The 25,588-nt window shown below is 52.7% G+C and carries 22 protein-coding genes; 15 read left to right on the plus strand and 7 right to left on the minus strand.

Annotation, left to right across the window (positions count from 1 at the left end; translation table 11 throughout):
• Positions 1–574, minus strand: a 574-nt coding sequence (locus AC52PS_RS13865; protein WP_495563673.1) for a hypothetical protein, incomplete at its 3' end; no start/stop codon positions are given.
• A 337-nt stretch (positions 575–911) separates the two neighbouring features.
• Between AC52PS_RS13865 and AC52PS_RS13870 the strand changes: the two genes are divergently transcribed.
• Positions 912–1,856, plus strand: coding sequence for an InlB B-repeat-containing protein (locus tag AC52PS_RS13870; protein ID WP_495563674.1), 945 nt, complete (start codon positions 912–914; stop codon positions 1,854–1,856).
• Positions 1,857–1,925: 69 nt separating this feature from the next.
• On the opposite strand, the gene AC52PS_RS13875 is transcribed toward AC52PS_RS13870, so the two are convergent.
• Entirely contained in the window at positions 1,926–3,137 is a 1,212-nt protein-coding gene (locus AC52PS_RS13875) for a hypothetical protein (protein WP_495563675.1), read from the minus strand.
• Positions 3,138–3,386: 249 nt separating this feature from the next.
• On the opposite strand from AC52PS_RS13875, the gene AC52PS_RS13880 reads away from it, so the two are divergent.
• From AC52PS_RS13880 to AC52PS_RS13895, 4 genes are read left to right on the plus strand one after another with little or no spacing between them, the layout of a single operon-like run.
• Positions 3,387–3,776 (plus strand): bacteriohemerythrin, encoded by a 390-nt coding sequence (locus AC52PS_RS13880; protein WP_495563676.1) that lies wholly within the window; start codon positions 3,387–3,389, stop codon positions 3,774–3,776.
• Positions 3,777–3,817: 41 nt separating this feature from the next.
• Positions 3,818–4,705, plus strand: coding sequence for an alpha/beta hydrolase fold domain-containing protein (locus AC52PS_RS13885; protein WP_495563677.1), 888 nt, complete (start codon positions 3,818–3,820; stop codon positions 4,703–4,705).
• A 28-nt stretch (positions 4,706–4,733) separates the two neighbouring features.
• Positions 4,734–6,083: a 3-phosphoshikimate 1-carboxyvinyltransferase gene (gene aroA / locus AC52PS_RS13890; protein WP_495563678.1), complete on the plus strand. Its 1,350-nt coding sequence runs from the start codon at positions 4,734–4,736 to the stop codon at positions 6,081–6,083.
• Positions 6,076–6,780, plus strand: coding sequence for an HAD family hydrolase (locus tag AC52PS_RS13895; RefSeq protein WP_495563679.1), 705 nt, complete (start codon positions 6,076–6,078; stop codon positions 6,778–6,780). Before aroA ends, AC52PS_RS13895 begins: the two co-directional genes overlap by 8 nt.
• A 106-nt stretch (positions 6,781–6,886) precedes the next feature.
• Here AC52PS_RS13895 and AC52PS_RS13900 read toward each other — a convergent pair whose 3' ends face one another.
• Positions 6,887–7,879 (minus strand): AEC family transporter, encoded by a 993-nt coding sequence (locus tag AC52PS_RS13900; protein ID WP_495563680.1) that lies wholly within the window; start codon positions 7,877–7,879, stop codon positions 6,887–6,889.
• A 16-nt stretch (positions 7,880–7,895) separates the two neighbouring features.
• On the opposite strand from AC52PS_RS13900, the gene AC52PS_RS13905 reads away from it, so the two are divergent.
• The 3 genes from AC52PS_RS13905 to AC52PS_RS13915 all read left to right on the plus strand — a co-directional run bounded on the left by AC52PS_RS13905 (position 7,896) and on the right by AC52PS_RS13915 (position 9,225).
• Complete coding sequence (locus AC52PS_RS13905; RefSeq protein WP_495563681.1) at positions 7,896–8,093, plus strand: hypothetical protein; 198 nt, start codon at positions 7,896–7,898, stop codon at positions 8,091–8,093.
• A 70-nt stretch (positions 8,094–8,163) separates the two neighbouring features.
• Positions 8,164–8,679: a YeeE/YedE family protein gene (locus AC52PS_RS13910; protein ID WP_495563682.1), complete on the plus strand. Its 516-nt coding sequence runs from the start codon at positions 8,164–8,166 to the stop codon at positions 8,677–8,679.
• A gap of 60 nt (positions 8,680–8,739) precedes the next feature.
• Complete coding sequence (locus tag AC52PS_RS13915) at positions 8,740–9,225, plus strand: DUF6691 family protein (protein ID WP_495563683.1); 486 nt, start codon at positions 8,740–8,742, stop codon at positions 9,223–9,225.
• Between the two features lie 211 nt (positions 9,226–9,436).
• Here the strand turns inward: AC52PS_RS13915 and htpG are convergent, their stop codons facing one another.
• Together htpG and AC52PS_RS13925 are read right to left on the minus strand one after the other, a co-directional pair.
• On the minus strand, positions 9,437–11,332 hold the full coding sequence (htpG, locus tag AC52PS_RS13920) for a molecular chaperone HtpG (protein WP_495563684.1): 1,896 nt from the start codon (positions 11,330–11,332) through the stop codon (positions 9,437–9,439).
• A gap of 274 nt (positions 11,333–11,606) precedes the next feature.
• Positions 11,607–14,321: a glycoside hydrolase family 2 protein gene (locus tag AC52PS_RS13925; protein WP_495563685.1), complete on the minus strand. Its 2,715-nt coding sequence runs from the start codon at positions 14,319–14,321 to the stop codon at positions 11,607–11,609.
• Positions 14,322–14,445: 124 nt separating this feature from the next.
• On the opposite strand from AC52PS_RS13925, the gene AC52PS_RS13930 reads away from it, so the two are divergent.
• Positions 14,446–15,447, plus strand: coding sequence for an NADPH:quinone reductase (locus AC52PS_RS13930; protein ID WP_495563686.1), 1,002 nt, complete (start codon positions 14,446–14,448; stop codon positions 15,445–15,447).
• 16 nt (positions 15,448–15,463) lie between these two features.
• On the opposite strand, the gene argA is transcribed toward AC52PS_RS13930, so the two are convergent.
• Positions 15,464–16,861 (minus strand): amino-acid N-acetyltransferase, encoded by a 1,398-nt coding sequence (gene argA / locus AC52PS_RS13935; RefSeq protein WP_495563687.1) that lies wholly within the window; start codon positions 16,859–16,861, stop codon positions 15,464–15,466.
• A gap of 179 nt (positions 16,862–17,040) precedes the next feature.
• Here argA and AC52PS_RS13940 point away from each other — a divergent pair, with 179 nt between their 5' ends.
• The 5 genes from AC52PS_RS13940 to leuS all read left to right on the plus strand — a co-directional run bounded on the left by AC52PS_RS13940 (position 17,041) and on the right by leuS (position 23,252).
• Positions 17,041–17,640 carry a DUF4230 domain-containing protein gene (locus tag AC52PS_RS13940; protein WP_495563688.1) on the plus strand — a complete coding sequence of 200 codons (600 nt, stop codon included), beginning with the start codon at positions 17,041–17,043 and terminating at the stop codon, positions 17,638–17,640.
• Positions 17,637–18,521, plus strand: coding sequence for a hypothetical protein (locus AC52PS_RS13945; protein WP_495563689.1), 885 nt, complete (start codon positions 17,637–17,639; stop codon positions 18,519–18,521). The genes AC52PS_RS13940 and AC52PS_RS13945 overlap by 4 nt, the downstream gene beginning before the upstream one ends.
• Positions 18,522–18,587: 66 nt before the next feature.
• The gene (trxA, locus tag AC52PS_RS13950) at positions 18,588–18,944 is read left to right on the plus strand and encodes a thioredoxin (protein WP_495563690.1); all 357 of its coding nucleotides are present in this window, start codon (positions 18,588–18,590) and stop codon (positions 18,942–18,944) included.
• Positions 18,945–18,974: 30 nt separating this feature from the next.
• Entirely contained in the window at positions 18,975–20,243 is a 1,269-nt protein-coding gene (locus AC52PS_RS13955) for a hemolysin family protein (RefSeq protein WP_495563691.1), read from the plus strand.
• A gap of 438 nt (positions 20,244–20,681) precedes the next feature.
• Complete coding sequence (leuS, locus tag AC52PS_RS13960; RefSeq protein WP_495563692.1) at positions 20,682–23,252, plus strand: leucine--tRNA ligase; 2,571 nt, start codon at positions 20,682–20,684, stop codon at positions 23,250–23,252.
• Between the two features lie 113 nt (positions 23,253–23,365).
• Here leuS and AC52PS_RS13965 read toward each other — a convergent pair whose 3' ends face one another.
• Positions 23,366–24,031: a hypothetical protein gene (locus AC52PS_RS13965; protein ID WP_495563693.1), complete on the minus strand. Its 666-nt coding sequence runs from the start codon at positions 24,029–24,031 to the stop codon at positions 23,366–23,368.
• A 72-nt stretch (positions 24,032–24,103) separates the two neighbouring features.
• Here AC52PS_RS13965 and AC52PS_RS13970 point away from each other — a divergent pair, with 72 nt between their 5' ends.
• Positions 24,104–25,504, plus strand: coding sequence for a TP0584 family protein (locus AC52PS_RS13970; RefSeq protein ID WP_495563694.1), 1,401 nt, complete (start codon positions 24,104–24,106; stop codon positions 25,502–25,504).
• Positions 25,505–25,588 lie beyond the last annotated feature (84 nt).

Consider the following 25,588-nt stretch of genomic DNA (forward strand, 5'->3'; position numbering starts at 1 on the left):
TTACCGTGCCACCGGCAGCTGTGAATCCGCCACTGAAATTGACACTTGTTCCGGCTATATTTGTTGCAGTTGATGATTCGGTGAACGCCACGGCACCGGTTATATCACCTTCAATATCCACTGCTCCGCCGCCAAAACTTGCCGTTCCGTTGCCAATCAAATCTCCGCCAATAGATACGGCTCCGGTAGACCCGGACATGTCTATTGTACCGTCGGTGTTGGTGTTGATGCTTCCTCCGGTAGTCAGTGTAGCGGCACCTGTCAAGGCAAGAGTCCGTCCGTCGTCTATAGAAATGCTTCCGGCACTTATACTAATTGCGCCGCTTATATTAAGGCCGGGGTTGCTCATATCCAGGACATTTGTGACAGCGAGGGTACCGGGACCGGTCAGGCCTCCATTTAGAATTACAGAATCAGCAGCGGCAAGAGTATTGTCATTCAGATCGATGATTTTACCTGCGGTACCAAAAAGAATATTAACATAACCGCCTTCGGTCAGTTGAACCGTTGCAGGAGCTGCGCTCAAATCCACATTATCGGCCACCGTTGGCACAGTATCTCCGTTCCAGTTCATTGCATCATTCCATGTAGAGCCATCACCACCGCCATCCCATGTTATTATTTGTGCAAAAAGAGCCGCCGGTAATGCAATAAGCACAAATATCACGAGACAGAACTTGAAGAGATTTGAAAAGACTGTGTTTACACCCATAAATACCCCGCAGGTGGCGATTAAAAAAGAATTCGATTTTCTCTATAACTATACAACGCTTATGAGAACATTCCAATAATACAATCTCCTTCCTCTGATATACAAATTACCGATAATTCCCGACTCTTTTTCTAGAGAAAATTCATGAATTCCTCATTTTACGCAGTATACTGAAAGATTACGATACATGGAGGATCCTATGAAACGATTCGTACTGTTTTTAGGTTTCTCACTCCTTTTGTTTGCTCTCATCGGATGCGATACTCCTTTTTCTCCACCGACATACACCATTACCTATGATGGGAATGGATATGTTGGCGAGGAAATACCTACTGATGATTCAACATATGCTGAAGGCTCTATTGCCATCTTGTCCGATGGCGGCCAAATGACTCGAGCGGGATACATACTCAGTGGATGGAACACCGCCGCAAACGGCAACGGTGACCATTATGATTTTGGGACAGAGTTCCCCATGCCGGCGAAGGATGTAACGCTTTTTGCTGAATGGCGGGCAAATTCCAGCGGATATTCACTCAGCTATTTTGGGAATGACAATACATCCGGTACAGCGCCTGACGATACCAACGTATACTCACAGGGTGAAGCGGTAATTGTATCGGGCGGCGGAGATTTATATAAATCGGGTGGATACTCGTTTATCGGCTGGAATACTCAGTCCGATGGCAAGGGAGACCATTACGATGCCAACGCATCGTTAATTATGCCCGATAGTGATGTTGACCTATTTGCCCGATGGAAGCCTGATTCTGATAGCGAAGCTCCCCAAATTATTGAACTCACAATACTCACACCCCAAATAGATACTTCGTCCGGCGATGAAACGGTGAGGATTGAGATTCGAAGCTATGATGATGTAAAACTATTTAAAGTCGAGGTAGAAATTATTGCGCCCGATAACGATCCAATTCTGTCCAACACCGTTTACACGTTTAACTCTGAATATTCAGGTGCAGAGTACATAGGCACATTTACGGTTAGCATACCCGTAGTCCAGGGATCAGACCCGGGAATATGGTCCATACACTCTGTCGCTCTTACGGATAATGATTCGAAGGTACGCAATTATTCAACGGCTGATTTGACGGACAGTGGATTCGCTACTGAAATTGAAAATCAGTAGCGAATAGTCTCTGCTCCGTTCTCTATATCTTGCAGATAAAAATGGTGTCCAGCCGCAGCATCCTGGTTTTCACTCCGCCCGAAACCCCAGATCAAACCCCATCCAGTCCTCGGGGTTTGACTGGTCGGCTGCAATCATTCCTATTGATACATCTGCGGTGAGCTCTGCCACAAGCCATTGGGTGCCGTCAAAGGGAAAGCGGGCTCCGGGACCGTTCACATCCACCCCCACCAGGGAGTGGGAGTGCTTTTCGCTGATCATCAGTGCAGTATCGAAGCCCAGATGCTCCAGAATTGCCATGTAGGCAAGGCCCAGGCTGTCGCAGTCCCCGGACTCTTCGTTAATGCACACCCAGGCCGGCTCCAGATCGCTGAGCGAACCGGTACGCCGATAGGCAAAGTTCTGCACCCATGAGAGTATTTCCCCCGGCCACTCGCTGCGCATCACGCCGTGGCCCTCCAGCCGCCCGGCAATCACCTCCGCCGCGCTTCGCATGTCGTACCAGCTGTCCTTGTAGAGCATCTGATAAAATCTCCGCCAGGCGGCTGTCCGGGTTTCTTCCGGCGCTTCGGCGAACTGGTTCAGAATCCGCGCCTCACGGTCGATAACGGCCACGGCGGCTTCAATATCCGCCTGGGAACCTGGCTTTAGCGGAAGGTTCAGCATGGGCTGCAGCCGTTGTGAACTCATGCCGGGCTCGGGATTCCGGACCGGTTCCAGGGGAGCGGCACCGGGAGGGCTGCCGCCGCTGGAGCGGATAAACTGGCTGACTGCCCCGGGCATTGGAGTTTCCGTCTCCAGGGGCGAGAACCCGTCGAGGTTGCTGAGAATAAAGTCATGGTAGAGGTTGAACTCCTCCTCCAGACTGAATGCAATGAGAATATAATCGAAGGGATACGGGGATGCGCCGGGTTTCAGGGGCGTATCGTCAATGGTGACAATGTAGCCGTGCACCGGGTTGCTCCCTGCGGTCCATTTTGCCTCCGTGAGCGCGGCGCTATGGCCGGAAAATGAGAAAGGCGCGGTGTCGGCTTCAGGATTTTCCGTTCCTGCAAGCTGGGAGGCTATCTGTGCGCCCAGAACAGCGGCATCTTCCCCGCCCTGGTCGGGGTCCCGCAGGAGGATCTGGTATATTGCGTGTCCTTCCATGTCCGAGAATGATGCAATACCGTTGTTCGCATCGTAGTCCAGCAGCTCCCAGGTCTCGGTAAGGTTCTGGGCCCAGCCGAACTCTTCGCTCAGGATCTCTTCACCCCGCAGGCTAAGGGGGGAAAATAGCATCGCGGGCAACATTATCAATATCAATCTAAACAACATACTTCCATGCTTCATACACGCTCCCTCAGTTTCACTATCGGATGTTTTGGTGGTTACATGATATTTCCCTTCTTCAGATCAAGGCCGCCTGGGCCGGACCCCAGCGGGAGAAGCAATCATGCTCTTTTCCATATTTGCTTTTCCCCATATACTGAACAAAATACCCCGTTTGAGATTACCGGGAGTATCAACATCCACCCCCAGGAGAAACCTATGGCCCTGCTTGAATGGTCCGACGATATGAGTGTGGGAAATCCCATTATCGACACCCAGCACCGCCGGCTGATTGATCTGGTAAACGATTTCCACCGGGCACTGGAAAACGGACGAGGTCAGGAAAGCATTTCCTTCGTACTGGATAATCTCAATGATTATATCGAGATGCACTTCCGAAGCGAGGAAGCCCTGTTTAATATCAGTGATTATCCGGAAAAGGATTCACATGTTGAGGAACACCGGCGGCTTATTGAGCGTGTGGAGCAGTACCTGAAACGGTTCAAACAAGGTGATAAATATCTTACGGTGGAAATTCAGGATTTTATTCAGGAATGGGTGGAACACCATATAAAAGTCACCGATGCAGGATACAAGGAGTACATCTGAAACAGAGATCGGAGCCCCGGAGCAGAAAAGCAAGTCCGGGAATGCGCCTGGCGAGCTGGTATCTGAGGTTTTTTAGAAACGATCTGTCCCGGTCCCGCTATAAAGATCATCTTCGGCAACTTTTGAACAGGAAAGCTCCCCAACCCGATCCCATCCCTGAGAACCTAAGGCTCAATTTCACCGTTTCCGGGACCGAAATTGAGGGCGGTTTGTATTACACCCTTGAGCCTAAAAGCGGTAAGAATTGCCGTTCTGTGATTTACAATCACGGCGGTGCATATACAAAGCCCCTCATAAAGGAACACTGGAGTATTATCGCCCGTCTTTCCCGGAGCATGAATGCTGTGATGTATGTGCCCATCTATCCGCTGGCCCCGGAGCATACACATGTACAAGCCTATGAATTTCTGGATCGGGCATATGAACATATTCAACAGGATGCACTATCCCGGTGTGGCGGAGAAATATGGTTCGCAGGAGATTCCGCCGGTGGGGGGATCGCCCTCACCATGGCTATGCGCAGCTCTCTGGGACAGCAGAATGTCAAGCCCGCGGGTCTTGTGCTCTTCTCCCCATGGCTTGATGTGACCATGGACAACCCTAGTGCCCGAAAAGCGGAAATACACGACCCCATACTTTCTGTGGATGCATTAATAGAATTGGGACGATGGTGGACCGGAGATACTGCCGATGACATTCGTCTCAGGCAGGTTCATACAGAGCTGCCGGAACTTCCTCCGGTATATATGTTTCAGGGAACGGCTGACATACTCTGGCCGGATGCCCGGATTCTTAGCGGGAAGATCAAAGCACAGGGATGTGAAATCCATTATTTTGAGTACTCCGGAGCCTTTCATGTGTTTGTTGCCGCTGACTTCCTCCCCGAAAGCCGGGATGTATTTACCAAACTGGCCAAACTGATACAATAGACACACTTCATTTTTACAGGATATTTCCATGATTGCACGCATACAGAATGCTCAACCCGCAGGCGAGGTAATTATACCCGCTTCCAAGTCTCATACAATTCGCGCACTTCTTATCGCCTCACTTGCCGACGGTGAGAGCATTATTGCAAATCCCCTGGACAGTAAGGATGCGGTTTCCTGCATCCACGCTGTCCGGGCATTCGGCGCACAGGTGGAGGAGATCCCCGGAGGAGCCCTTGGTTACCAAAGAGCACTGAAGGTTCAGGGCGTGGGACACAGGAAGTCGGGCATTCTGGTTGAACCGCCGGCGGATGTGCTTGATGTGGGCAATTCGGGCACTACGCTTTATCTGGCAGCGGGCATCGCCGCCCTCTCCCCGGGAATTACCGTGTTTACCGGAGATGATCAGATCCGGGCACGGCCTATCCGCAGCCTGCTGAATGCATTCGGCGATCTGGGAGCAGAAGCCCGCACCACCCGGCAGACAGACGCGGCACCGTTCATTGTATCCGGTCCCATGACCGGGGGAAGCACGGAGATCGCATGCCCAACCAGCCAGTATCTTTCCAGCCTGATGCTGGCTCTGCCCCTTATGCCCTCGGGAAGTCGGGCGGAGATCCGGGTGAGCCTTCTCCATGAGCAGCCCTACGCAGAGATGACCCAGTCTTGGCTTGAAGAACAAGGAATAGAATTCGAAAACCGTGACTGGAAGCAGATAAGCATCCCCGGAGGGCAGAGCTATAGATCCTTTCAAAAAGCGGTTCCCGGAGATTTTTCCAGTGCCACCTTTTTTGCATGTGCTGCAGCAATTACCGGATCCACACTGCTTTTAAAGGGGCTGAATATGAACGACAGCCAAGGGGACAAGGCGGTGTTTGCCATTCTTGAGCAGATGGGGTGCGTCGTTGAAGTAAAAAATGAAGGGATCCTCATCAGCGGTCCGGATTCCGGGAAGGGAGAACGGCTGCAGGGAGGCGACTTCGATATCAACGCCATACCCGACGCCCTGCCCGCCCTTGCGGTGACCGCCGCATTCGCCCGGGGAACCACCAGGCTCACCAACGTACCCCAAGCCCGCCTGAAGGAAACCGACCGGATCGACTGCATGTACCGTGAACTGAAAAAAATGAGGATCTCCTGCAACCAGCAGGAGGATGGTCTCACAGTTGAAGGCGGCCGTCCCCGGGGCGCCGAAGTGGACGGTCATGATGATCACCGAATCGTCATGGCATGTGCAGTTGCCGGACTGGCCAGCGAGGGAGAAATGCGCATTGGTAGCGCAGAGGCCGCATCGGTAACATTTCCGGGATTTTTCACTATACTGGAAGATGTAACATCCGCCCAGAATGGCCAAAGGACAGTCATCCTTGATGAATAGAGGCTTTTCCACAGCACCCTTCTCGGATCTGAATGCGTTACAGGCCCGGGCTGCGGTGTTCGACGTGGATTACACCATTCTCAAGCATTCAAGCACCATTGCCTTCGCCAAAACCGCCATTCGAAACAAACTGCTGCATCCCCTGCAGCTTCTGGCTTCCGCAAAGCTGCACGTTCAGGCCCGGCTGGGGCTGGCGAACTCCGAAAATCTCCCCCGGCACCTACCCTTTCTTGAAGGGATGTCCAGGGAGCTTCTGGATGAGCTCGCTGAAGAAGTGTTCCTCCGCTACATGGTAAAGGGGGTGTATCCCGAAGCTATCGCCCTGATCAGGGAGCTTCAATCCCGGGGCTGTCTGGTGATACTGGCCACTGCCTCCCTGGATTTTCTTATATCTCCCCTTGCCGCCTTTCTCCATATTCCCGCATCCCACGTACTCACCACCCATCTGGGGTATGAAAAAGGTTTGTGCACCGGCCGTGTACTGGGGAAGCACTGCATCGGTCTGGAAAAACTGCACCGGGCTGCGGCCCTTTTAAAGGACCGGCGGATTCCCAACAGTTCGGCCGCATTCTTCACCGACAGCATTATGGATCTGGGAATGATGAACAGGGTGGGATACCCTGTGGCCACCAACCCCGATGTTCTGCTTCACATGAAAGCGAAGCGCAACGGCTGGGAAATTCTCCGCTTCCGCTGATAGCCGCCCCAAGCCTGCTGTATTCAGGGCATCAGGATTTGTGCCCAACCAACCCCGTGTGCATGCGCAACACTGCCGCACTGGTTTTATACGCCCCCGGAGGGTATCATACTGTCAGAGCCAGCCACACATACAGTGGCAGGAACAGCGCAGCAGCAGCATAGCTGACAATCAGCCCGCTTCCTGCATAGTGTAACTGCTCCCGGCTGCCGAAGGCCTTGATCACAATTCCCAGGTTTGTTCCCGGCGGAGCCGCAGCCTCCAGCACCACCACTAATTGCAGCCACCTCCAGCTGTCCGAGAGGGTTATCGCCGTTCCCGGGAACAGCCCGCCCCCCTGAACTGCCAACCTGAGCAGAACCATCAGCAACAACATTCCGCCGGGCCAGACAATTTGTCGCCATACCACAAAGGGGAGAAACTCCCGGTGTGAGCGCAGCTTATCGTGGGGAATCCCTGCGAGAATTCCTCCCAGGACAATCAGAATTCCGTCCATTGCATAGGCTGCAATAAATTCCGCCCCATCCCGCAGCAGTTCGGGTATTGCCCCGTACAACCCGGTGGATGCCAGAAGCAAACCAATGAGAAGCCCCGCAAGGGGCATATTGGGTTTTATCCGGATTTTTATTCCCTGAGCACTGTCCGAGGTGATAATACTGATCACAAAGCTCCAGAAAATCAGTTGAAATGCCAGAATGTAAGAAAACATATACACGGTCACCGCTGCCGGTGCCACCACCTGCAGGATGGGAAGAGGAATGTAACCGGCGTTATGAACCGCAAAGAGCAGAATAAACTCCGATCGGTTTTCATCCCTGAGCCGGGGGAAGGCACCCTGTTTCAGCAGAAGCTTCACCCCGCCGTACTGCAGGGCCAGGGTAGCAACTCCAATGAAGAAAAACACAATAAGCCAGAAGGGCCCTGCTGTAACCGCTTCCTCCCAATTCATCCCGTAGCGGGTAATTGAATACAGGGGAAACATGATATTGATCATTAGAAAGGTGAAAACCGGCAGCACCCGCCGGTGGATCGCGGAAGGCTTGAAAAGCAGGTATCCCAGCAATGTAAGTCCCAGAAGTCGCAGAAGGGCTTCGGCCATTGTTTCCCCCAGAATTGTGATTACCCATCTTCAGCCTGCTACGCCGGATTCCGGTGCTTCGATTTTGGATGCAACGGTTTTCGGTTTGGCCGATCACATTGAAAACGATCACATTGAAAACGATCACATTGAAGCCGATCACATTGAGACCGATCACATTGAGACCGATCCCGGCACCGCGCATATTGTCAAGTTTTCATGTCGGGTTACTTGAGTTTGCACCAAGCAATGGGTATATTACCCTTAGTGTAACGGGTTTTTTCCGGAGCTAACAGGAGGTATCCATGCAGGAAATCACACAGGTTATTGTTTGGCAGGGCTGGGTGGGCGGCCTGGCCATCGGGAGTTATCTCCTGTTTCAACTGCTTATCACCGGTCACCCCCTGGGGGTAAGCACAGCCTTCGGCAACGTATGCGGATTTTTTTCCCGGCTTCCGTTTTTTCACCAGGGGAAATATGAGGACAACTTCAACTGGCGGCTCTGGTTTATTATCGGCATTCCCCTGGGGGGACTCATTGCCGGGCTCACAAGCCCCCAGCCCATGGTGGCAAGTTTCAACATGGGACAAATGTATGAATCGGTTCTACCCGACGCCCTCTGGCTGAAGGGTCTTGTACTCACCGGCGGGGGAATTCTCATCGGTCTGGGAAGCAGAATGGCCGGCGGCTGCACGTCAGGCCATTCTATCAGCGGCCTGGCTCAGCTGAATCCTCCCAGCATCGCCGCATCCGCGGGATTTTTCGCCGGGGGAATAATCATCGTTCAGTTTCTTTTTACCATTCTCCCAGCTCTGGGCTGATATACAGGAGAGGCAATTTCAAAAATCAGCGATTTTGGAAATTGCTCAGGAGGAATTATTATGTCAGATGCATCAATACAGAACCTGGGAACATCCCGGGCATCCCGGACTGTTTCCGGAAAAAGTACAGCCGGCAGGCTGATGTTCATCGGCCTGGGAGCCCTCTTCGGGTTTTTTCTCAGCAGGGCAGGCGCTACCACCTACGATTTTTACCCCAAGCTCTTCCTCTTCCGGGATTTACAGCTGCTATGGGTAATTGTCACCGCCGCAGGCGTGGGATTTGTGGGGAACCAGATATACAAGGCACTGAAGGCAAAAACACTGATCAGCAGGCAGGTTGCCTCATATACTCGCAAGCCCTGGAAGAAAGGGCTGGTACCCGGTTCGCTCATTTTCGGCCTGGGCTGGGGCCTGGCAGGAGCCTGCCCGGGTACGGCCCTGGCCATGCTTGGGGAAGGAAAACTGGGTACGCTGTTCACCATTCTGGGGTTTTTTATCGGAACCTATGTTCACGGATATATCCTCAATAAAAAAATGAAGCGTTGACACACAGCAGCGTGCAGAGTCATACCCGGAAAGCCGGGTTTCTGCACTCACCCCAAAACGGGTGTCCGGCTTACTGTTCCCCTGTCGGGCCTCTAAGAGACCTTTACTCCCACCTAGGTGCGCCATGCCGGGCACACATAGAAAAAGCCCCCGAAGTTTCTCTCCGGGGGCTGTATTTACCCACTGTGCCGGGTAGCTGGAGGTATTCTGATTAAATTGCTCCGCCCATAATGCGGTTCAGCTTCTTCACGAAATCCGCAGGGTCTTTCAGTTGAATTCCTTCAACCAGCAGAGCCTGGTCCAGAAGCAGAGAGGAGATATCTGATACCCGATCCTCGTCATCCAGATCCTTCAGTTTCTGTACGATTTCATGGTCGGGGTTTATCTCCAGAATGGGCTTAATCTCCGGCAATTCGGCTCCCTGACCCATAGCTTTCATCATTGACTGCATCTGGAATGTGGGGTCGCTTTCATCCACAACAATACAGCTGGGGCTGTCTGCCAGCCGGACGGAAACCTTCACTTCCTTCACCCGCTCACCCAAGGCTTTCTTCACTTTTTCAACAACCGGTTGGGTGTCTTTCTCTTTCTTCTTGTCAGCTTTTTCGTTCAGATCCTCACCGGCATCGGAACGGTTCACCGCCTTCAGATCGGTTTCCTTGTACTTCATCAGACCGGGAACCACAATCTCGTCGATATCGTCATCCATAATCAAAACTTCAATATCCTTCTTCTTGTAAGCTTCAAGAAGAGGAGAATTGCGCAGGGTGGATTCCTTGTCGCCGGTAATATAATAGATGGCTTTCTGGTCCGGAAGCATTCGCTCGCTGTATTCGGCGAGACTTGTGTAGCCTTCCACCTTGGTGGATTTAAAACGAACCAGCTCCATCAGGTCTTCTTTATGGCTGTAATCGGTGTAGAGCCCCTCTTTCAGCGGCCGGTTATACTGTTCAATAAACTCTTTGTAGCTGTCCGGATCTTCCAGGGCAATGCGCTTGAACTCCGCGAGAATCTTGTTCACCGATGCGTTGCGGATATTGGTCATAATCCGGTTCTGCTGAAGTATCTCCCGGCTCACATTCAAGGGTAGGTCTTCGCTGTCGATCACCCCTTTAAGGAAGCGCAGATATGTGGGAAGAAGTTCTTTTTCATCGTCGGTAATAAACACCCGTCGGACATAGAGCTTTACCCCCGGCTTGTACTCGGCATAGTTCATATCGAAGGGAGCGGTCTTGGGCACATAAAAGAGAGTGGTGTACTCAAGGGTTCCCTCGGCCTGGGTATGAAGCCAGAACAGGGGTTCCCCCCCGTCGTGGGAGATGGATTTGTAAAATTCCTTATATTCCTCTTCGCTGATTTCCGACTTGCTCCGCTTCCACAGGGCGTTCGCTGAGTTCACCTGCTCGGTGACCGTTTCCTTGCCGGTTTCTTCGCCCTTGTCATCGTAATTGGTCTTTTCGTAGGTGAGAAAAATGGGAAATGCGATGTGATTGGAATACTTCTTGATCACTTCCTGAATCTGCCAGCGGTTGGCGAACTCTTTTCCCTCTTCGTTCAGATGACAGACAATTCGCGTTCCCTGTCCTTCCAGTTTTGCAGCCTCTGCATCGTCCTCGGCGGCTTTCTGAATGGTAAACTCGCCCTTTCCGTCACTGCTCCAGTGCCAGGTTATCTCTTCTCCAACCTTCCGGCTGTACACGTCAATTTTGTCCGATACCATGAAGGCGGAATAAAAGCCCACACCGAACTGACCGATGAGGTTGCTGTCTTTCTTGGTGTCGCCGCTAAGCTGGCCGATAAACGCCTTGGTGCCGCTTTTCGCGATGGTTCCAAGATTCTCCGAAAGGTCTGCGTCATTCATTCCAAGACCATTGTCCTGCACGATCACCCGGGGCTCATCCCCTTCTTCAAAATTGATATGAATCTTCGGATCGAAGCTCATTTCCTTGAGCTTGTCGTCGGTAAGGGTCAGATACTTCAGCTTATCCAGGGCATCGGAGGAGTTAGATACCAGCTCCCTGATAAATATCTCCTTATGGGAATACAGAGAGTGTGTAATGAGATGAAGTAGCTGGCCTACTTCTGTTTGAAACTGATGGGTTGCCATCCTGCTTCTCCTTTATGTGAACTGTATGGAATAGATATTGCACCGGAACCCGGCAGGGTCCGGTGAGAAAGCGCCGGGGTACATCGGCACACAGCTCCCTCCGGCTGACAAACCGCAGCCAAACTGGGAGACCTGCATAATATACCGAAAAATGTCCCAACTGCCAAATGGTAATTTTGCCGCTCATCATCGGCACACCATCAGCTCATCATCGGCTCATCATCGGCTCATCGTCAGCTCATCAGATGCTGAATCCACCGCCGCAGCTGGAGGACTATTCCACGCTGATTTCCAGGGTTTCCGAGCTGAATCGTCCGCATTCCGCCCGAAAGCGGATAGTCCCCGGAGTACCCCGGCTGCGTACCCACACGGCAATGGCTCCGCCGATAAAGGCCGTCTGTTCCGGACCTATTACCCGGCCGGGCCCCTCGACCGAGAACTGCACATAGTCGTTCACATAGGGAGTCACATTCCCGAACCGGTCCTCCAGCCTGCAGACAATCCGCGTACAGTCCCACTCTCCTCCACTCAAGCGCGTATCGTCCGAGTGAACCTTCAGTTTCCGGGGCACAGCATCGCCGTATTCTGCCTCAATTGCAGCTTCTCCATGTATCATGCCCGTGAACCGGTACTGCTGGTGGGGTTCCCCCCAGCCTGTGGCCGCCCGATTAAAGATCCGCTCGGCCTCCACAAAGTTGATTCCCCTTCGCAGAAATATCAGCCCCATGGAAATCCAGTGGCCCGGGGAGAGGCCGGGGGTTCCCTTCTCAAGAATAATTGCCAGAATACGCTTCAGCCGCCGGATTTGCCGCTGGGAGAAGCCGTAACCGTCCAGGCGGTTTCCCACCAGTTCGGGAATCTTCACCGGAGGATGGGCCAGCCCCGGAAACTCCTCCCTGCAGGGAAAAAACTCCCCCACAAATTCTCCGTTGCGCTCAACTCTGATGCTCTGGCAGTTGGTGGCCACATAAATGGGAAAGCTTCTTGCCCCGTCCCGTTCGCCCAGGGCAAAATGGGTCAGGGGCTCCATCACCGCCCGGTCCATCCCAGCCAGAGCCGTCACCGCCCGGCCCGTCACTTTCTGGCCGGGCGCTGGGGGACCGGAACCGTCGCCTGCCACCGCCCGGCCCTCGGTTTCCCCGCCCCCGTTCCCGGCGGCCGGTCCCCGGGGATCCTGCTGACTTTTATACAGATGGGCGGCGAATTTTGGGATGCGGAACATATCCATTACCCCGTGATAACAGATCCGGTCACCGCTTCCAAACTCCTTGTGGGTGTTGTAATCGAAGGCGCACCAGCCGATTGCCCCTGTTACATCCTTTTGCAAAACCGCCGCGTTCATTACCCTGGCATGACGCAAGGCATGTTCAATGAGCCGCTCCTCCTGGTCAAAACGCTTGGTGGGGTACATATGGCCGTTATGTTCGGTTACCAGAAACGGCACCTTCTTCTTCGCAATGTTTTTCCGGGGCCGGATGGGACGCTCCCTGCCGTCGTGGTTGAACTCATTGAAGGTGTACACATTCTCAAACAGCCGGGAACCGGCAAAATTTCTCACACCCCCACGGGGCCGGGTTGCGTCCAGGCGGGCCGCAAGGGCATTGGTCAGTGAATAGAAATTATCGTCATCGGGACTTTCGTTAATCCGCACCCCCCACATGATTATTGACGGATGGTGGGCGTGGGCACGGATCATTTCCCCGGTTTCCTGAAGGCTTTGCTTTTTCCATTCTTCATCGCCGATGTATTGCCAACCGGGAATTTCCTCCATTACCAGAAGGCCGATCTCGTTACATCGCCGGAGAAAATGCCGCGACTGGGGGTAATGGCTTGTCCGAACCAAATTGACCGCCAGTTCATATTTCAGGATATCGGCGTCCCTGCGCTGGGCTCTTGCGGGCATGGCATATCCCGCATAGGGAAAACTCTGATGCCGGTTCAGCCCGATAATGGTGAACTTTCTGCCGTTCAGGTAGAAGCCGTCGGGGCGATAATCGATATGGCGAAAGCCGGTGGTGAAACGAAAGACGTCAGCCTCATCCCGGGTATGTGCCTGCTCCGTTTCAGGACTCGCTGCATAATTCGTTTCGGGACTCCCTCCATAATCCGTTTCGGGATCCGGCTCGTGAATCAGCTCGGAGTCCCCGCCGCCGGGCACAAGGAGCCGGACTTTCAGATCATACAGAAACGGTCTGTCAGGATCCCATAGCTGAAGATTTTCCAGTGCAATGGGGAATCTGAAGGCGGTCATGCTGTTATTGCTCTCATCGGGGACCATCATTGAACGGTTCAGCTCAATCCGCCGTGAATGGGAAATCCGGCCGTTTTCTTCCAGCTCCAGAAGCAGGCCGATGTCGGGCAGCCGTTCATCCTGGGACAGTGACGAAATACCGGTAAGAATTTCAAACTCCCCGTCCCCGCTCAGACTGGGCAGAGCATCCGATCCGCTGGTCTGCTGCAGTCTCAGGTTCTGTTCCACAATCCGCAGTTCAGATACGGCTCTCTTTTCCCGGATATGCAGCTCAACATCCCGGTAAATTCCCCCGAAGGCGAGAAAATCCACCACATTTCCAAAAGGAGGTATATTCTGATTCTCCCGGGAATCCACGGTGACCAGTACTTCACAGCTTTGCCCGGGGGTACAATGGGAGCTGATATCAATATCGAATGGTGTATAGCCCCCCGCATGTTCACCTGCATAACCGCCGTTTACCCGGATAACGCAGCTGAGCATAACCCCTTCGAAATGGAGCAGCGTCCGTCTGCCTGCGGCCTCCGGGGGAACCTCTATGATTCTCCAGTAGGCCGAAAAGAGCTGAGTGTCCCGCTCGTCAAACCCGTTATAGGGCAGTTCCCGTACGCTGTGGGGAAGACAAATGTTTTGCCAGGCTTCGGTGTTCAGTTCAGGGAGTTCGGATCGGGAATCCCTTGGGGGAGTAAATTCCGGGGTGAACTTCCACCCCTGGTTCAATGATTTGCAGGTTCTCATAATACGATCATTCTACCCGCATGAGCCTACGGGGTACAGAAATTTCGTAGAGTTTCCAGGTGCAACATCAGTGTGCTATGCTGATATATACCTACACAACGGGAAACCGAAAGGACGGGCAGGCATGGGAAACACGAACGGAAATTATCGGATAATTGTGAACTCCTACGGCGGGCCGGAAGCCCTTTCCCTCCAGGAGCAGGCCCCTCCGGCACCGGGGCCCGGAGAGGTCCTGGTCCGTCTCTCATTCTCCGGGGTGAATCCGGTTGACGGGTACCGGCGGGCAGGAAGTCAAGGATATACGCCCGACCTTCCATTTTGCCCGGGTTTCGAGGGAGCCGGGCACATTGAAGCACTGGGACCGGAATGCAGCGGGAATCTGTACACCGGCATGAAGAGCGGAGACCCGGTGTATGTGGCATGGTCCAAAACCGGCACCTACGCGGGATGGTGCATTGCCGACTGCAGCCAGGTATTCCCGGTTCCCCGGGGAATGGCGCTGAGCCGGGCCGCAGGCCTTTTTGTGAATTATTTCACCGCATATCGTGCCCTGGTGTTCAGGGGATCGGTGCTTCCCACCCACAGGGTGTTTATCCACGGAGGCAGCGGAGGCGTGGGCATGGCCGCTGTTCAATGGTGCGGATTTCTGGGAAATGAAGTGTGGGCCACAGCCGGCAGCACTGAAGGCCTTGAGCTGCTCCGCCAGCAGGGAGTAGAGCAGCGGTTTAATCACAGAGAGACAGATTATACGAATGAAATCCGCTCCCGGCGCCCGGAAGGCTTCGACCTGATTCTGGAGATGCGGGCGGATCTTAATCTGGACCGGGATTTAGACCTGCTGGCTCCGGGTGGACGGGTAATGATTATCGGAAGCAGGGGCGAAACTCTGCTGATTCCCCGGAAAACCATGGGAAAAGAGCTGGATATACGGGGCGTGGTACTCATGGGCAACAGCCCCGACGCCAACAAGAGCATTCACCGCTCCATAGAGAAGGGCTGCGCATCGGAAGATATCCTGCCGGTGATCCAGAACATCCATCCCCTGGCACAGGCCGACAGGGCCCACCGGGAGATGGAGGAGCAGCGGGCGCTGGGCAAGCGGATTCTTGACTGCCGCCCGGGTTGAAATCTCCAAAAAGAACTCAATCGATCGGCAGGTAATAAATCCTGCTGTTCCTGCCGTTATTATAATTCCGCCTCTTTTCTTCCGGCAGATGGCTCAACTCCCCTTTTCTGAACCCCAGAGACATGAACCAGTCACTTGCCCGGGTTGTGAGGGCGAAAATCCGGTTCAACCCCTGCTCTTTTGCATGCTGGATTAAGTAGCGCAGAATTTTCTGTCCGATACCCAGATGGTTATACCCCGGATCCACGGCCATGGCGGCGATCTCCCCCAGCTTACCGGGAAATTCATGGAGCGCACCGCAGCCTCTCACCGAGCCGTCGGTTACGTACACCACGTAGTCGCTCCGCCCTTCGAGCAGCTGCTCCCTACCCCGGGGAAGAAGCTGGCCCTCTTCAATTCCCGGGGTCATCAGCCGGAGCACCTGACTCACATCAGACTCTTCCATGGGGCGGATGGCATCGAAGGGATCGGCGTGTATCATCACCCCGCTTCCTTTGGTGCTGAAGGTTTCTTTCAGAAGCGCACCGTCACTGCTGCCGTTAAGGATATGCACCCGTTCAACCCCGCTGCTTACCGCTTCGGTTGCGTGAACGATTATTTCCGAGGCCACCGGATCCAGCAGCCCCGCATTATCTTCCAGAAAACTCCCCGCACCCGCCACTGTCATTCTGGTGAGAGCGCCGTTATTTAAGACCGTGCCCTCCTCCCGGAAGCGGAAATTCTTCTCACTCAGGCGGAACGCGCTGGTTATATAAAACAGCTTTTCTGCCCTAAGGGTTGAGGCCAGATGCCGGGCCAGTTCCAGGCTGGAAATATTGTATGCCTGACCCAGATTGTTCCAGCCGATACAGGGAAGAATGGGAATTATGTCATCGTTGAGCACCCGTTCAATCTGAGCTGCGCTAATCCGTTCCACCCTACCGGTCATGTGAAAATCCGTGCCATTTACTACGCCCAGGGCCCGGGCCCGGACCCAGTTACCGATAACGCTGCTTACCTGATGACTGGAGAGTTCGCTCATTAAGCGGTTGGCGGTATCGAAGGCGGCCATTTTTATGAGCGGCAGCATGGATTCCCGGCTGATCCTTAATCCGTCAGCGAACTCAGGCTCCATATTGAACTGGCGGAGCACCGCATCGATCCGTCTCCCTGCTCCGGCAACCAGAATTATCCGGATTCCGCCCTGGTGCAGGGTGGCAATATCCTGAATGAGGGAGGGGAAGAGAGGATGCTCTATGAGCGCCGACGAAATTTGGATCACGAAGCGTTTTGCAGAAAAGCGTTTGGCGTATTTGAACACTTCCCGGATCAGCTCTACCTGTCCGGAAACCAGGTCGGGGTTATCTTCAGTCGAACCCATAATATCCCCCCGGGTTTCCGTTCCCATTTCAACCCCCAGATCATTTTCACCCATGCCATTCTCCCCGGGAAGGGGCAACCCTTTGTGCCCCATCCCATGCTATACTATAATTGACCAATGCTATTCACAAGGGAAGGAGTCCAATGCCGATTTTGGCCCCAACCGAGCCGGATTTTATATCCCGACTCCGGTTTATACAGATGAAAAGTGTACTCTTCTTTTTACTCCTTGTCATGATCCCCCCGCTTCTGACCTCCTGCGTTCCCGGACGGGCCCGTCTTATGGAATCCCGGGCACAAGAGAGCATTACCTCGGTTCTCACCCTTCACACCGCGGAATACGTATATCGGGAGGTTGTGTATTTCGGCGAGCAGAACAGTATTTTCGGCATTATCCCCCTGAACGACCGGCGGATTTTATTTTCTGTTGATATTTCCGTCAGGGCGGGAGTGGATCTGCAGGACAGGCTGGAAGTTTCGCTTACACCCGGACGGGTGCTCAATATTTACCTTCCTCCGGGGGAAATTCTCTACAGCGATGTGGATGAATCCACCATTCATCAATATTTTATCCGGGAACAGGGACGTTCAATCAGCTGGCTGGAAGTACAGGACCTCATGGGGCAGGTGAAAAGCGAACTGGAAATGTTTGCCCTGGAACGGGGAATTATCAATCAGGCGGAACGGAAGGCACGGGAGCTGATCAGACAGATGCTCCAGCCGATGAATCTGGAAATCCGTTTCCACACCAGAGACCCGCTTCAATTTGAGAGGAGCGAACCTTCGCCCGGCCCTGCCCCCAACGACGGAGAGAATGACGGAGAGAATGAATGAAGGATGAAAAATCTGTTCCATCATCGAACAGATCCGCCAAACGGCATACGAAACCCGAAAAAACTCATCCCCGCAAACCGGGGGTATTCCGGCGCATTCTCTCATCGCTGGGGCGGAAAATATTCTTCTGGCTCCTGATCATCTCCCTATTGGCTGCGGGACTGGCAGCCCTCTTCACCCCGGTATTCGGCGGACCCTACATCAATTTGGCAGCCCTGGCTCCCCTGCAGCGGCAGCGGACAACGGGGCATCAGGGGGTGCTGGAGCAAATGCGGGAGCTCAGCAAAGTTCAGACCGTGGAATATATCTACAAGACCGTTTTTCCCCATGATTATTTTTCCGATGACCTGTCGCTGTCCGGAATTTTCGACACTCTACGGGAAACCACCGTTCCCGGTTCAGTGGAAACCGACTACCGCACTGTCCTCAGTCCCGAGCAGCTGCTCTATTTCGACGCCTATACCATTGCCCGGGATGCGGGCCTTGACCCCATGGGCGGCAGGCGGGATTTTCTTGTAATTACCGCAATTCTAGAAATCGGTTTCGATTTCAGCAGCAACCCGCCGGACATACGGCCCATACCCATCGGTGCGGAAACCCCGGACAGCTGGCTTATTACTCTTCCGGATCCTCAAATTCTGAATATCCGCATTGAGGACAGTACCAGCAGCAACTATCCCTACCCGGATATCAGCCTGGATCAGGAGAACTGGAAGGAGATTGCCGGTTTTGTACAGGCAAATATCCGCCGGATGCCCCGGATCCATGAGCTACGGGACCGCTCAAAAGCCTCTCTGGAAGGTATTTTCGGGAATTTTCTCTCTGAGGGCGTGAATATTCAGATAAAATTCGATAGTATTGGGTCTGAAGGGCAAAACTAGCTTTACTTTTCCCCAGCGAATTGTTATGTTCTATATATATAACAATCTCTATATAAGGATGAAATTATGACAGAGCAATTAACCAAAGAAACATTTCTTCAGAAGGTCTTTAACTACGAAGACAATAAAGAATGGAAATATGAAGGTGATATCCCTGCTATCATTGACTTCTGGGCAGACTGGTGCGGTCCCTGTAAAATGGTAGCCCCGGTATTGGAAGAAATTTCCAATGAATACGAGGGAAAGCTCCACGTATACAAGGTGAACACCGACGAAGAACAGGAACTCTCCGCTGCATTCGGAATCCAGAGTATTCCTTCACTTCTGTTCATTCCCGTGGACGATAAACCCCAGATGGCGGCGGGTGCGCTTCCCAAGGACACCCTGCTCAAGGCGATGAAGGATGTCCTGGACGTTGAATAACGAATCTGAATCGAGTCCGGAGGCTGGCAGATGATCGCCAGCCTCATAGGATTATTAGTTCTGCTTTTCCTGTCGGGATTTTTCAGCTCAAGTGAAACCGCATTTACCAGTTTAACGGTAATGCAGATACAGGGACTGAAAAAACGCTATACCCGGCGGGGAAAGACTGTGGAAAACCTTCACCTCCATCCCGATAAACTCCTTACTACCATTCTCATAGGGAATAACCTCGTCAATATCGCAATCTCGGTAATATCATCGGAACTCACAATCCGGCTGTTCGGCAGCACGGCCCTGGGGGTAACAACCGGTGTACTCACCATGTTGATCCTCATTTTCGGGGAAGTACTGCCCAAGCAGTTCGCCATCCGGAACAATGAGCTCATCTGCGTCTACACCGCAGATGTAATCAGGGTGCTCTCGGTGCTTTTCATGCCGGTTATCTGGTTTATCAACGGATTCTCCCGGATACTCAGCCGCTTCGGCAGCATGGAGAAGCGCAGCCACTTCACCCTGGACAATATTCTGCACATGGTGAAGCATGCGGAAACCATCGGAATCCTTGAAAACTATAAATCCCGAATGGTGAAGTCGGTCTTCCGCTTTTCAGATGTTACGGTTCACTCCATTATGACCCATAGGAAAAATGTGTTCAGCCTGGAACAGGGGCTCTCGATCCGGGAAGCCCTGCCCCGTATTGCCGAAAAGGGTTTCAGCCGGATACCCGTGTATGAAGACCACGAAGAGAACATCGTGGGGGTGGTGCTGGAGAAGGATTTGATCCGCTTATCTGCGAAAGGCGATATTGACGGAATATTGGCGGACGTCATTATTGAGCCGGTGTTCATCCCCGAAACCTGGAGAATCCACAAAGTCTTCCGCAGATTGAAAGAAGAGGTTCTTAATCTTGCCGTGGTTCTGGATGAGTACGGAGGCCTGGCAGGGATCGTAACCATGGAGGACCTGGTGGAGGAAATCATCGGCGAACTCTATGACGAAGATGAAGAACCCGACGGGGCGAAGATTTTAAAGAGCAGCAAAGAAGGCTGGTACCGCATCCAGGGAGATACCCCCATACACGTCCTGGAAGACGTTATCGGGACGGAAATTCCCCACGACAGAAACTCCGAAACCGTAAGCGGTTATGTGCTGGAACAGCTTGCCGGACTGCCAGTGAACGGCCAAAAAATAGATACCCGAATCGGCACATTTGTTATTCAATCCATGAGCAGCAAGCAAGTCCAGTATATGCGGTATTTACCGATGATTCAGGAAGAGGATGTGCACGAATCCGGCTGACTCAACATCTCCTTCTCCTTCTCCTTCGCCCCCGGCCCCGATTGCTCCTGGGATCAGGAACATGATCAGGAATCGGGAAAAATCACGCTAAAGTCATAGAGAGTAGAAATTTAAGCCCATTTCCCTTGACAGGTTAACATCTGTGCTGTATATTGCGGATTCCCTGATAACAGGGACTTCTTCATGTAAAAATTGTGTTTACGTTCTCAGCAAGCTGTACACAATCTTTTGTATCTTTCATCTTTTCGGAGTGATTCTTAGGCACTTCTGTCCATGATAGATACTCCAGCCCCCGGGTTTCACCTCCTTACCCGGGGGTTTTATTTTTTAAATGCATAGGCTACTATGGCCCTTCCAAATCTCAGTAAATTTCATCCATGTACGGATCTTTCAGCCATCCACCATGCTGAAAGTGCCCCATGTACGAAGGATCTCAGCGTGAAAAAGTATCCATTCAGCGAAATTGAAAAAAAGTGGCAGTCCTATTGGGAAGAGCATCAAACCTACCGTGTAGAGGAAGACCCCTCGTATCCCCCGGAAAAACGGAAATATGTTCTGGACATGTTCCCCTACCCCTCTGGATCGGGCCTCCATGTGGGACATCCCGAAGGATATACTGCAACCGACATCTACTCCCGGTTTCTTCGGATGACAGGTCACAATGTCCTGCACCCCATGGGCTTCGACAGTTTCGGCCTGCCCGCGGAAACCTATGCCATGCAGACCGGCACCCATCCCCGGATCACCACCGAAGCCAACATAGAAACCTTCCGGCGCCAGCTGAAGCAGCTGGGCTTCGGTTATGACTGGGACCGGGAAATTTCCACCCACAGTCCCGAATACTATAAATGGACCCAATGGATTTTCCTCAAACTCTGGGAGAAGGACCTGGCCTATGTGGCCGAGATTCCTGTGTGGTACTGTGAAAAGCTTGGAACCGTACTGGCCAATGAAGAGGTAATCACCACCGCCGACGGTCCCCGCTCCGAACGGGGCATGCATCCGGTGGAGCGTAAACCCCTGCGCCAATGGATGTTGAAAATTACCAAATACGCCGACCGGCTGCTGGAAGATCTGGAAGAGCTGGACTGGCCCGAATCCTTGAAAACCATGCAGCGAAACTGGATCGGGAAATCCGAAGGTGCCAACGTCCGCTTCGAAATTGACGGACATGCAGATCATCTGGAAGTCTACACCACCCGGCCGGACACCCTTTTTGGTGCCACCTACATGGTACTGGCTCCCGAGCATCAATTCGTCCATGAAATTACCACAGCTCAGCAGCGCCCGGCGGTGGAAGAGTATATCCGGAACGCCGCACTGAAGAGCGACCTTGAACGCACCGACCTGGCGAAGGATAAAACCGGGGTCTTCACCGGGGCATATGCCATTAATCCGGTAGACAATGAGCGAATTCCCATCTGGATCTCCGACTATATTCTTATCAGCTATGGAACCGGAGCCATTATGGCGGTTCCCGGCCACGATGAACGGGACTGGGAATTTGCCAGAAAGTTCGAACTCCCCGTTATCCGGGTTGTGGCCCCCGAAGACGAAGTGCAGGACAAAAATAAAGAAGAGCTGAAAGACTACCACCGGGACATGGAACAGGTGTACCCGGAAAAAGGAATTTCAGTGAACTCGGGACTCATCACCGGCCTTCCCACCGACGAAGCAAAGTCCAAGATTATTGACTGGCTGGAAAAACAGGGAACCGGCAAACGGGCTGTGAACTACAAGCTCAGGGACTGGATCTTCAGCCGCCAGCGTTACTGGGGCGAACCCATTCCCCTGGTCCAGGATCAGAACGGAGAGTTCACCCCGATTCCCGCCAGCGACCTTCCCCTCACCCTTCCGGAAGTGGAAAGCTACAAGCCCTCGGGAACCGGCGAAAGCCCTCTGGCCAATGTTTCCGACTGGGTGAACACCACCGTGCCCGGGAAACCCGACGAACAGGGACAGCGTGAGACCAATACCATGCCCCAATGGGCTGGCAGCTGCTGGTATTACCTGCGCTACATCGACCCCCATAACCACAAAGAACTGGCATCAAAAGAAAAAATCGAATACTGGATGCCCGTGGACCTCTATGTGGGGGGGACGGAACACGCAGTACTTCATCTTCTTTATGCCCGCTTCTGGCACAAGGTGCTCTACGATATCGGCGTGGTGAACACCAAAGAGCCCTTTCAGCGACTGGTGAATCAAGGCATGATCACCTCCTACGCCTACCAGCGGGACGATTCCTCCCTGGTGCCCACCGATGAAGTGGAGGAAGTGAAACAGGGTGAGTTCATCGAGAAGGACACTGGAAAAGAGGTTACCCAGGTGGTCGCCAAGATGTCCAAGAGCCTGAAAAATGTGATCAATCCCGACGATATTATTCGGGAATACGGTGCGGACTCCATGCGGCTCTACGAGATGTTCATGGGCCCCCTTGAGCAGTCCAAGCCCTGGTCCACACAGGGGCTTATTGGTATTCACCGCTTCCTGGACAAGATATGGCGAACCGCCCACAAAGAAATCAATTCAAATCCCCCCTCTGGGGAGCTGGAAAAAGTGCTCCATAAAACCATCAAAAAAGTGGGAGAGGATACTTCCAGCCTGAGCTTCAATACTGCTATCAGCCAGATGATGATCTTTATAAACGAAGCCTACAAGCAGGAAAGCATCAACCTGGATATCTGGAAAAGTTTCATCCTTCTCCTTGGGCCCTACGCACCCCATCTGGCCGAGGAATTATGGTCAAGGACCGGCGAAACAGAAAGCATTGCCCTCCAGGACTGGCCGGTTTTCGACGAGGCTCTCACCAAAGATGATGAGATCACCCTGGTGGTTCAGGTTAACGGAAAGGTTCGGGCAAAACTGGAAGTTTCCGCCGGCCGCCCCAAGGATGAGCTGGAAAAACTTGCCCTGGAAAATGACAGGATTCGGGAACTCACCGATGGAAAAACCATCCGGAAAGTGATTGTGGTTCCCGACAAGCTGGTAAATATCGTAGCCAATTGACAGAACACATGCAGGGTGCCGTCGGACATCGGCGCGCACCCTTTCCCTTCAAACCTGCCCCGGGGGACCTTTTTTCAGTTCCTTTTTTCATTCACTGTTTTCATTCCCCGTTTTCACTCCCTGCGGGGCAGGTGTATATCCAGATCCACAAGTTCCCCCTCTTCTCCCGCCACAATGATTTTCATCAGACGCTGCTCGGGGGCAATGAAGCACACAGGATGCCCGGGAATCATTTCAAGTATCATCGGGCCGCTGTAGCAGAGTTCGTCTGCCGTATAGCTGCTGTACCAGTGTGTTGATCCGAAATCGTAGTGCACCCTCCTCCCGGGTCCCAGATATTCATCAGGCTGCATTAGTTCGCCGGTGAGCAGGCCGTCTTCCAGCCATTGAAGGTCCAGTGCCCAGGGGTGGGCGCAGGAAGCCGCGGTTTCGCAGATGAGGCGGAAATTCAGATCCGCAGGAACCGGGTCGAAGCGGGCAAAAAGCAGCCCCACGCCCGGCGCCGATTCTCCTGCCAGGGAGAAGCCGCTCCAGGACGTCCAGGCCACCGGCTGCAGGGGTTCGCCCAGCCATTCAAGGTGGTACAGGGCCATCCCCGCCTCTGTTCGTCCCATCCGGATCTCAATTTCTTCCAGACCCCGAAGATGACTCGGAAGGATTTCATCAGCATAAGGCAATGGAGGAATGGACGGGAGACCGCAGGAATTCAATATGACCCCACCCAGAAACAGCAATAGTATGCCGGCATAGGCATGAATGTAACGAAATTTTTTCCTCATTATGTCTCATTAACCGGATATTTCCCCTCCGGGATTTCATTTTCTCCGAATTCCGGTATACTTACTAGTACTATGGCAGATACACAAAATTTTCAGCTGAAGCTCAGGGAAGGCATTCAGGCCCGGGCGGCTCAGCTTTCACAACAGCTCATCTCGGAAATGAAGGAAAATTGGCGAAGTTATCAGACCAACGTGGACTCTGTTTATTCCCTCCTTCTCAGAAAGGGCCTTCTCAGGGAAGACCCGTATAAAAAAGAGCATCACGTAAGTGATATTACGCCCCCAAAAGACGCTCCGTTCGGAGACAGCTACAAAGATGATGAGCTGAGTATCCGTCTTTCAGAATATCTCTCGGTTCTGGATTTTCTCAATAACTACAGTTCTTTTACCCTCGATGCCATAGATCTTAAACAGATCAAGAAACTTCACAGTCTGTTAAATTTCATCCGCTTCGCCGACTTCTCCACCAATTCCACCAAAAACACCACCAGAGCTTTGGCAGGTATTATAGATAAGATTAAGAAAGGATCAGACCAGCTATCTGCCGGAGCAATTCAATCGAGTCTGAACCAGCTGTCGGAAATCCACAAAAAGCTTGAGAAACAGCTCAAAGAATTGTCTCAGTTTAAAAGGGAAGAATATAAGCTCCAGGTTCGGGAAAAGATCATGGCAAACCTCGACCTGGGAAACTCGGTTCCCAGGGAAATCTTCCTCAAAGAGTTGAAAAAAGAATTTCAACGGCAAAAGGGCCCGCTTCCGTTCTATCCCGAACTCATAGAAGAAATACATGATGAAAGCTTCGGAGAAAATTCCGATACCAAGCAGCAGGCAGTGTTAAAAAAGGTTGAGGTTCAGAAAAAACAATCCTCCGACTCCAGTGCCAATACCAACCTGAAACCTCTAATTATCGACGCCCTCCGTATTCTGGCAAACTCCACCCGGCACATAGATACCGCCCTGGATAAAATGCGCAGCAACTCCCTGGTGATCGAGAACCGCCCCCGAACCTTCATGGAAAAATTCAAGCTCTGGGTTATTCAGCTCACCAGTGGAAAAGAGGAGCGGACCATTTACGAAATAGAGGTGATCGATCCGGCAACATCCGTCCACATCACCAAAAATCTGGATTTCGATTCCTTCATGTCCAGTGCGGCAAAAAAAACGAAAAATCTCAACGGCCTGCTGGCAAAGGGCTCAGCCCTCTTCCAGAAATTGATGAACGCTGGAGAAGACCAAGTATTCTCCTATCTGGACCGGGCCACCCGGGATGTATCTGAAATCAATAAAACCCTTGACGCCCTGGACACCTTCTTCAAAACCGAAGTAAGCCGTTACGAACGGGACAAAATCCGGGGGGTAAAAAATGAGGTTGCAGCGGTAAAAGGCAACCTTCACAACGCCAGCCAGAAGAAGCATGAGTATGTTGCCCGGAAAGAAGAACGTGACCAGCTGAAAAAGCTGGGTCTGGGGTGAGCGACGACGTTTTCCACATATTTGCGGCTTTTGCAGTCTTGATGGCTTGAATTCTCCCCCTTCCGATATATACTGATATTAATT

The sequence above is a fragment of the Salinispira sp. genome, from assembly GCF_059431795.1.

What these genes read in the sequence shown, in the direction of transcription:
- argA (WP_495563687.1), bottom strand. Translation starts at nt 16,861, where the DNA reads ATGGGTGAAAATGATCTGGGGGTTGAAATGGGAACGGAAACCCGGGGG.
- aroA (WP_495563678.1), top strand. Translation starts at nt 4,734, where the DNA reads ATGATTGCACGCATACAGAATGCTCAACCCGCAGGCGAGGTAATTATA.
- AC52PS_RS13915 (WP_495563683.1), top strand. Translation starts at nt 8,740, where the DNA reads ATGTCAGATGCATCAATACAGAACCTGGGAACATCCCGGGCATCCCGG.
- trxA (WP_495563690.1), top strand. Translation starts at nt 18,588, where the DNA reads ATGACAGAGCAATTAACCAAAGAAACATTTCTTCAGAAGGTCTTTAAC.
- AC52PS_RS13925 (WP_495563685.1), bottom strand. Translation starts at nt 14,321, where the DNA reads ATGAGAACCTGCAAATCATTGAACCAGGGGTGGAAGTTCACCCCGGAA.
- htpG (WP_495563684.1), bottom strand. Translation starts at nt 11,332, where the DNA reads ATGGCAACCCATCAGTTTCAAACAGAAGTAGGCCAGCTACTTCATCTC.
- AC52PS_RS13955 (WP_495563691.1), top strand. Translation starts at nt 18,975, where the DNA reads ATGATCGCCAGCCTCATAGGATTATTAGTTCTGCTTTTCCTGTCGGGA.
- AC52PS_RS13930 (WP_495563686.1), top strand. Translation starts at nt 14,446, where the DNA reads ATGGGAAACACGAACGGAAATTATCGGATAATTGTGAACTCCTACGGC.
- AC52PS_RS13940 (WP_495563688.1), top strand. Translation starts at nt 17,041, where the DNA reads ATGATCCCCCCGCTTCTGACCTCCTGCGTTCCCGGACGGGCCCGTCTT.
- AC52PS_RS13875 (WP_495563675.1), bottom strand. Translation starts at nt 3,137, where the DNA reads ATGCTATTTTCCCCCCTTAGCCTGCGGGGTGAAGAGATCCTGAGCGAA.
- AC52PS_RS13910 (WP_495563682.1), top strand. Translation starts at nt 8,164, where the DNA reads ATGCAGGAAATCACACAGGTTATTGTTTGGCAGGGCTGGGTGGGCGGC.
- AC52PS_RS13965 (WP_495563693.1), bottom strand. Translation starts at nt 24,031, where the DNA reads ATGAGGAAAAAATTTCGTTACATTCATGCCTATGCCGGCATACTATTG.
- AC52PS_RS13885 (WP_495563677.1), top strand. Translation starts at nt 3,818, where the DNA reads ATGCGCCTGGCGAGCTGGTATCTGAGGTTTTTTAGAAACGATCTGTCC.
- AC52PS_RS13880 (WP_495563676.1), top strand. Translation starts at nt 3,387, where the DNA reads ATGGCCCTGCTTGAATGGTCCGACGATATGAGTGTGGGAAATCCCATT.
- AC52PS_RS13900 (WP_495563680.1), bottom strand. Translation starts at nt 7,879, where the DNA reads ATGGCCGAAGCCCTTCTGCGACTTCTGGGACTTACATTGCTGGGATAC.
- AC52PS_RS13970 (WP_495563694.1), top strand. Translation starts at nt 24,104, where the DNA reads ATGGCAGATACACAAAATTTTCAGCTGAAGCTCAGGGAAGGCATTCAG.
- AC52PS_RS13945 (WP_495563689.1), top strand. Translation starts at nt 17,637, where the DNA reads ATGAAGGATGAAAAATCTGTTCCATCATCGAACAGATCCGCCAAACGG.
- AC52PS_RS13895 (WP_495563679.1), top strand. Translation starts at nt 6,076, where the DNA reads ATGAATAGAGGCTTTTCCACAGCACCCTTCTCGGATCTGAATGCGTTA.
- AC52PS_RS13870 (WP_495563674.1), top strand. Translation starts at nt 912, where the DNA reads ATGAAACGATTCGTACTGTTTTTAGGTTTCTCACTCCTTTTGTTTGCT.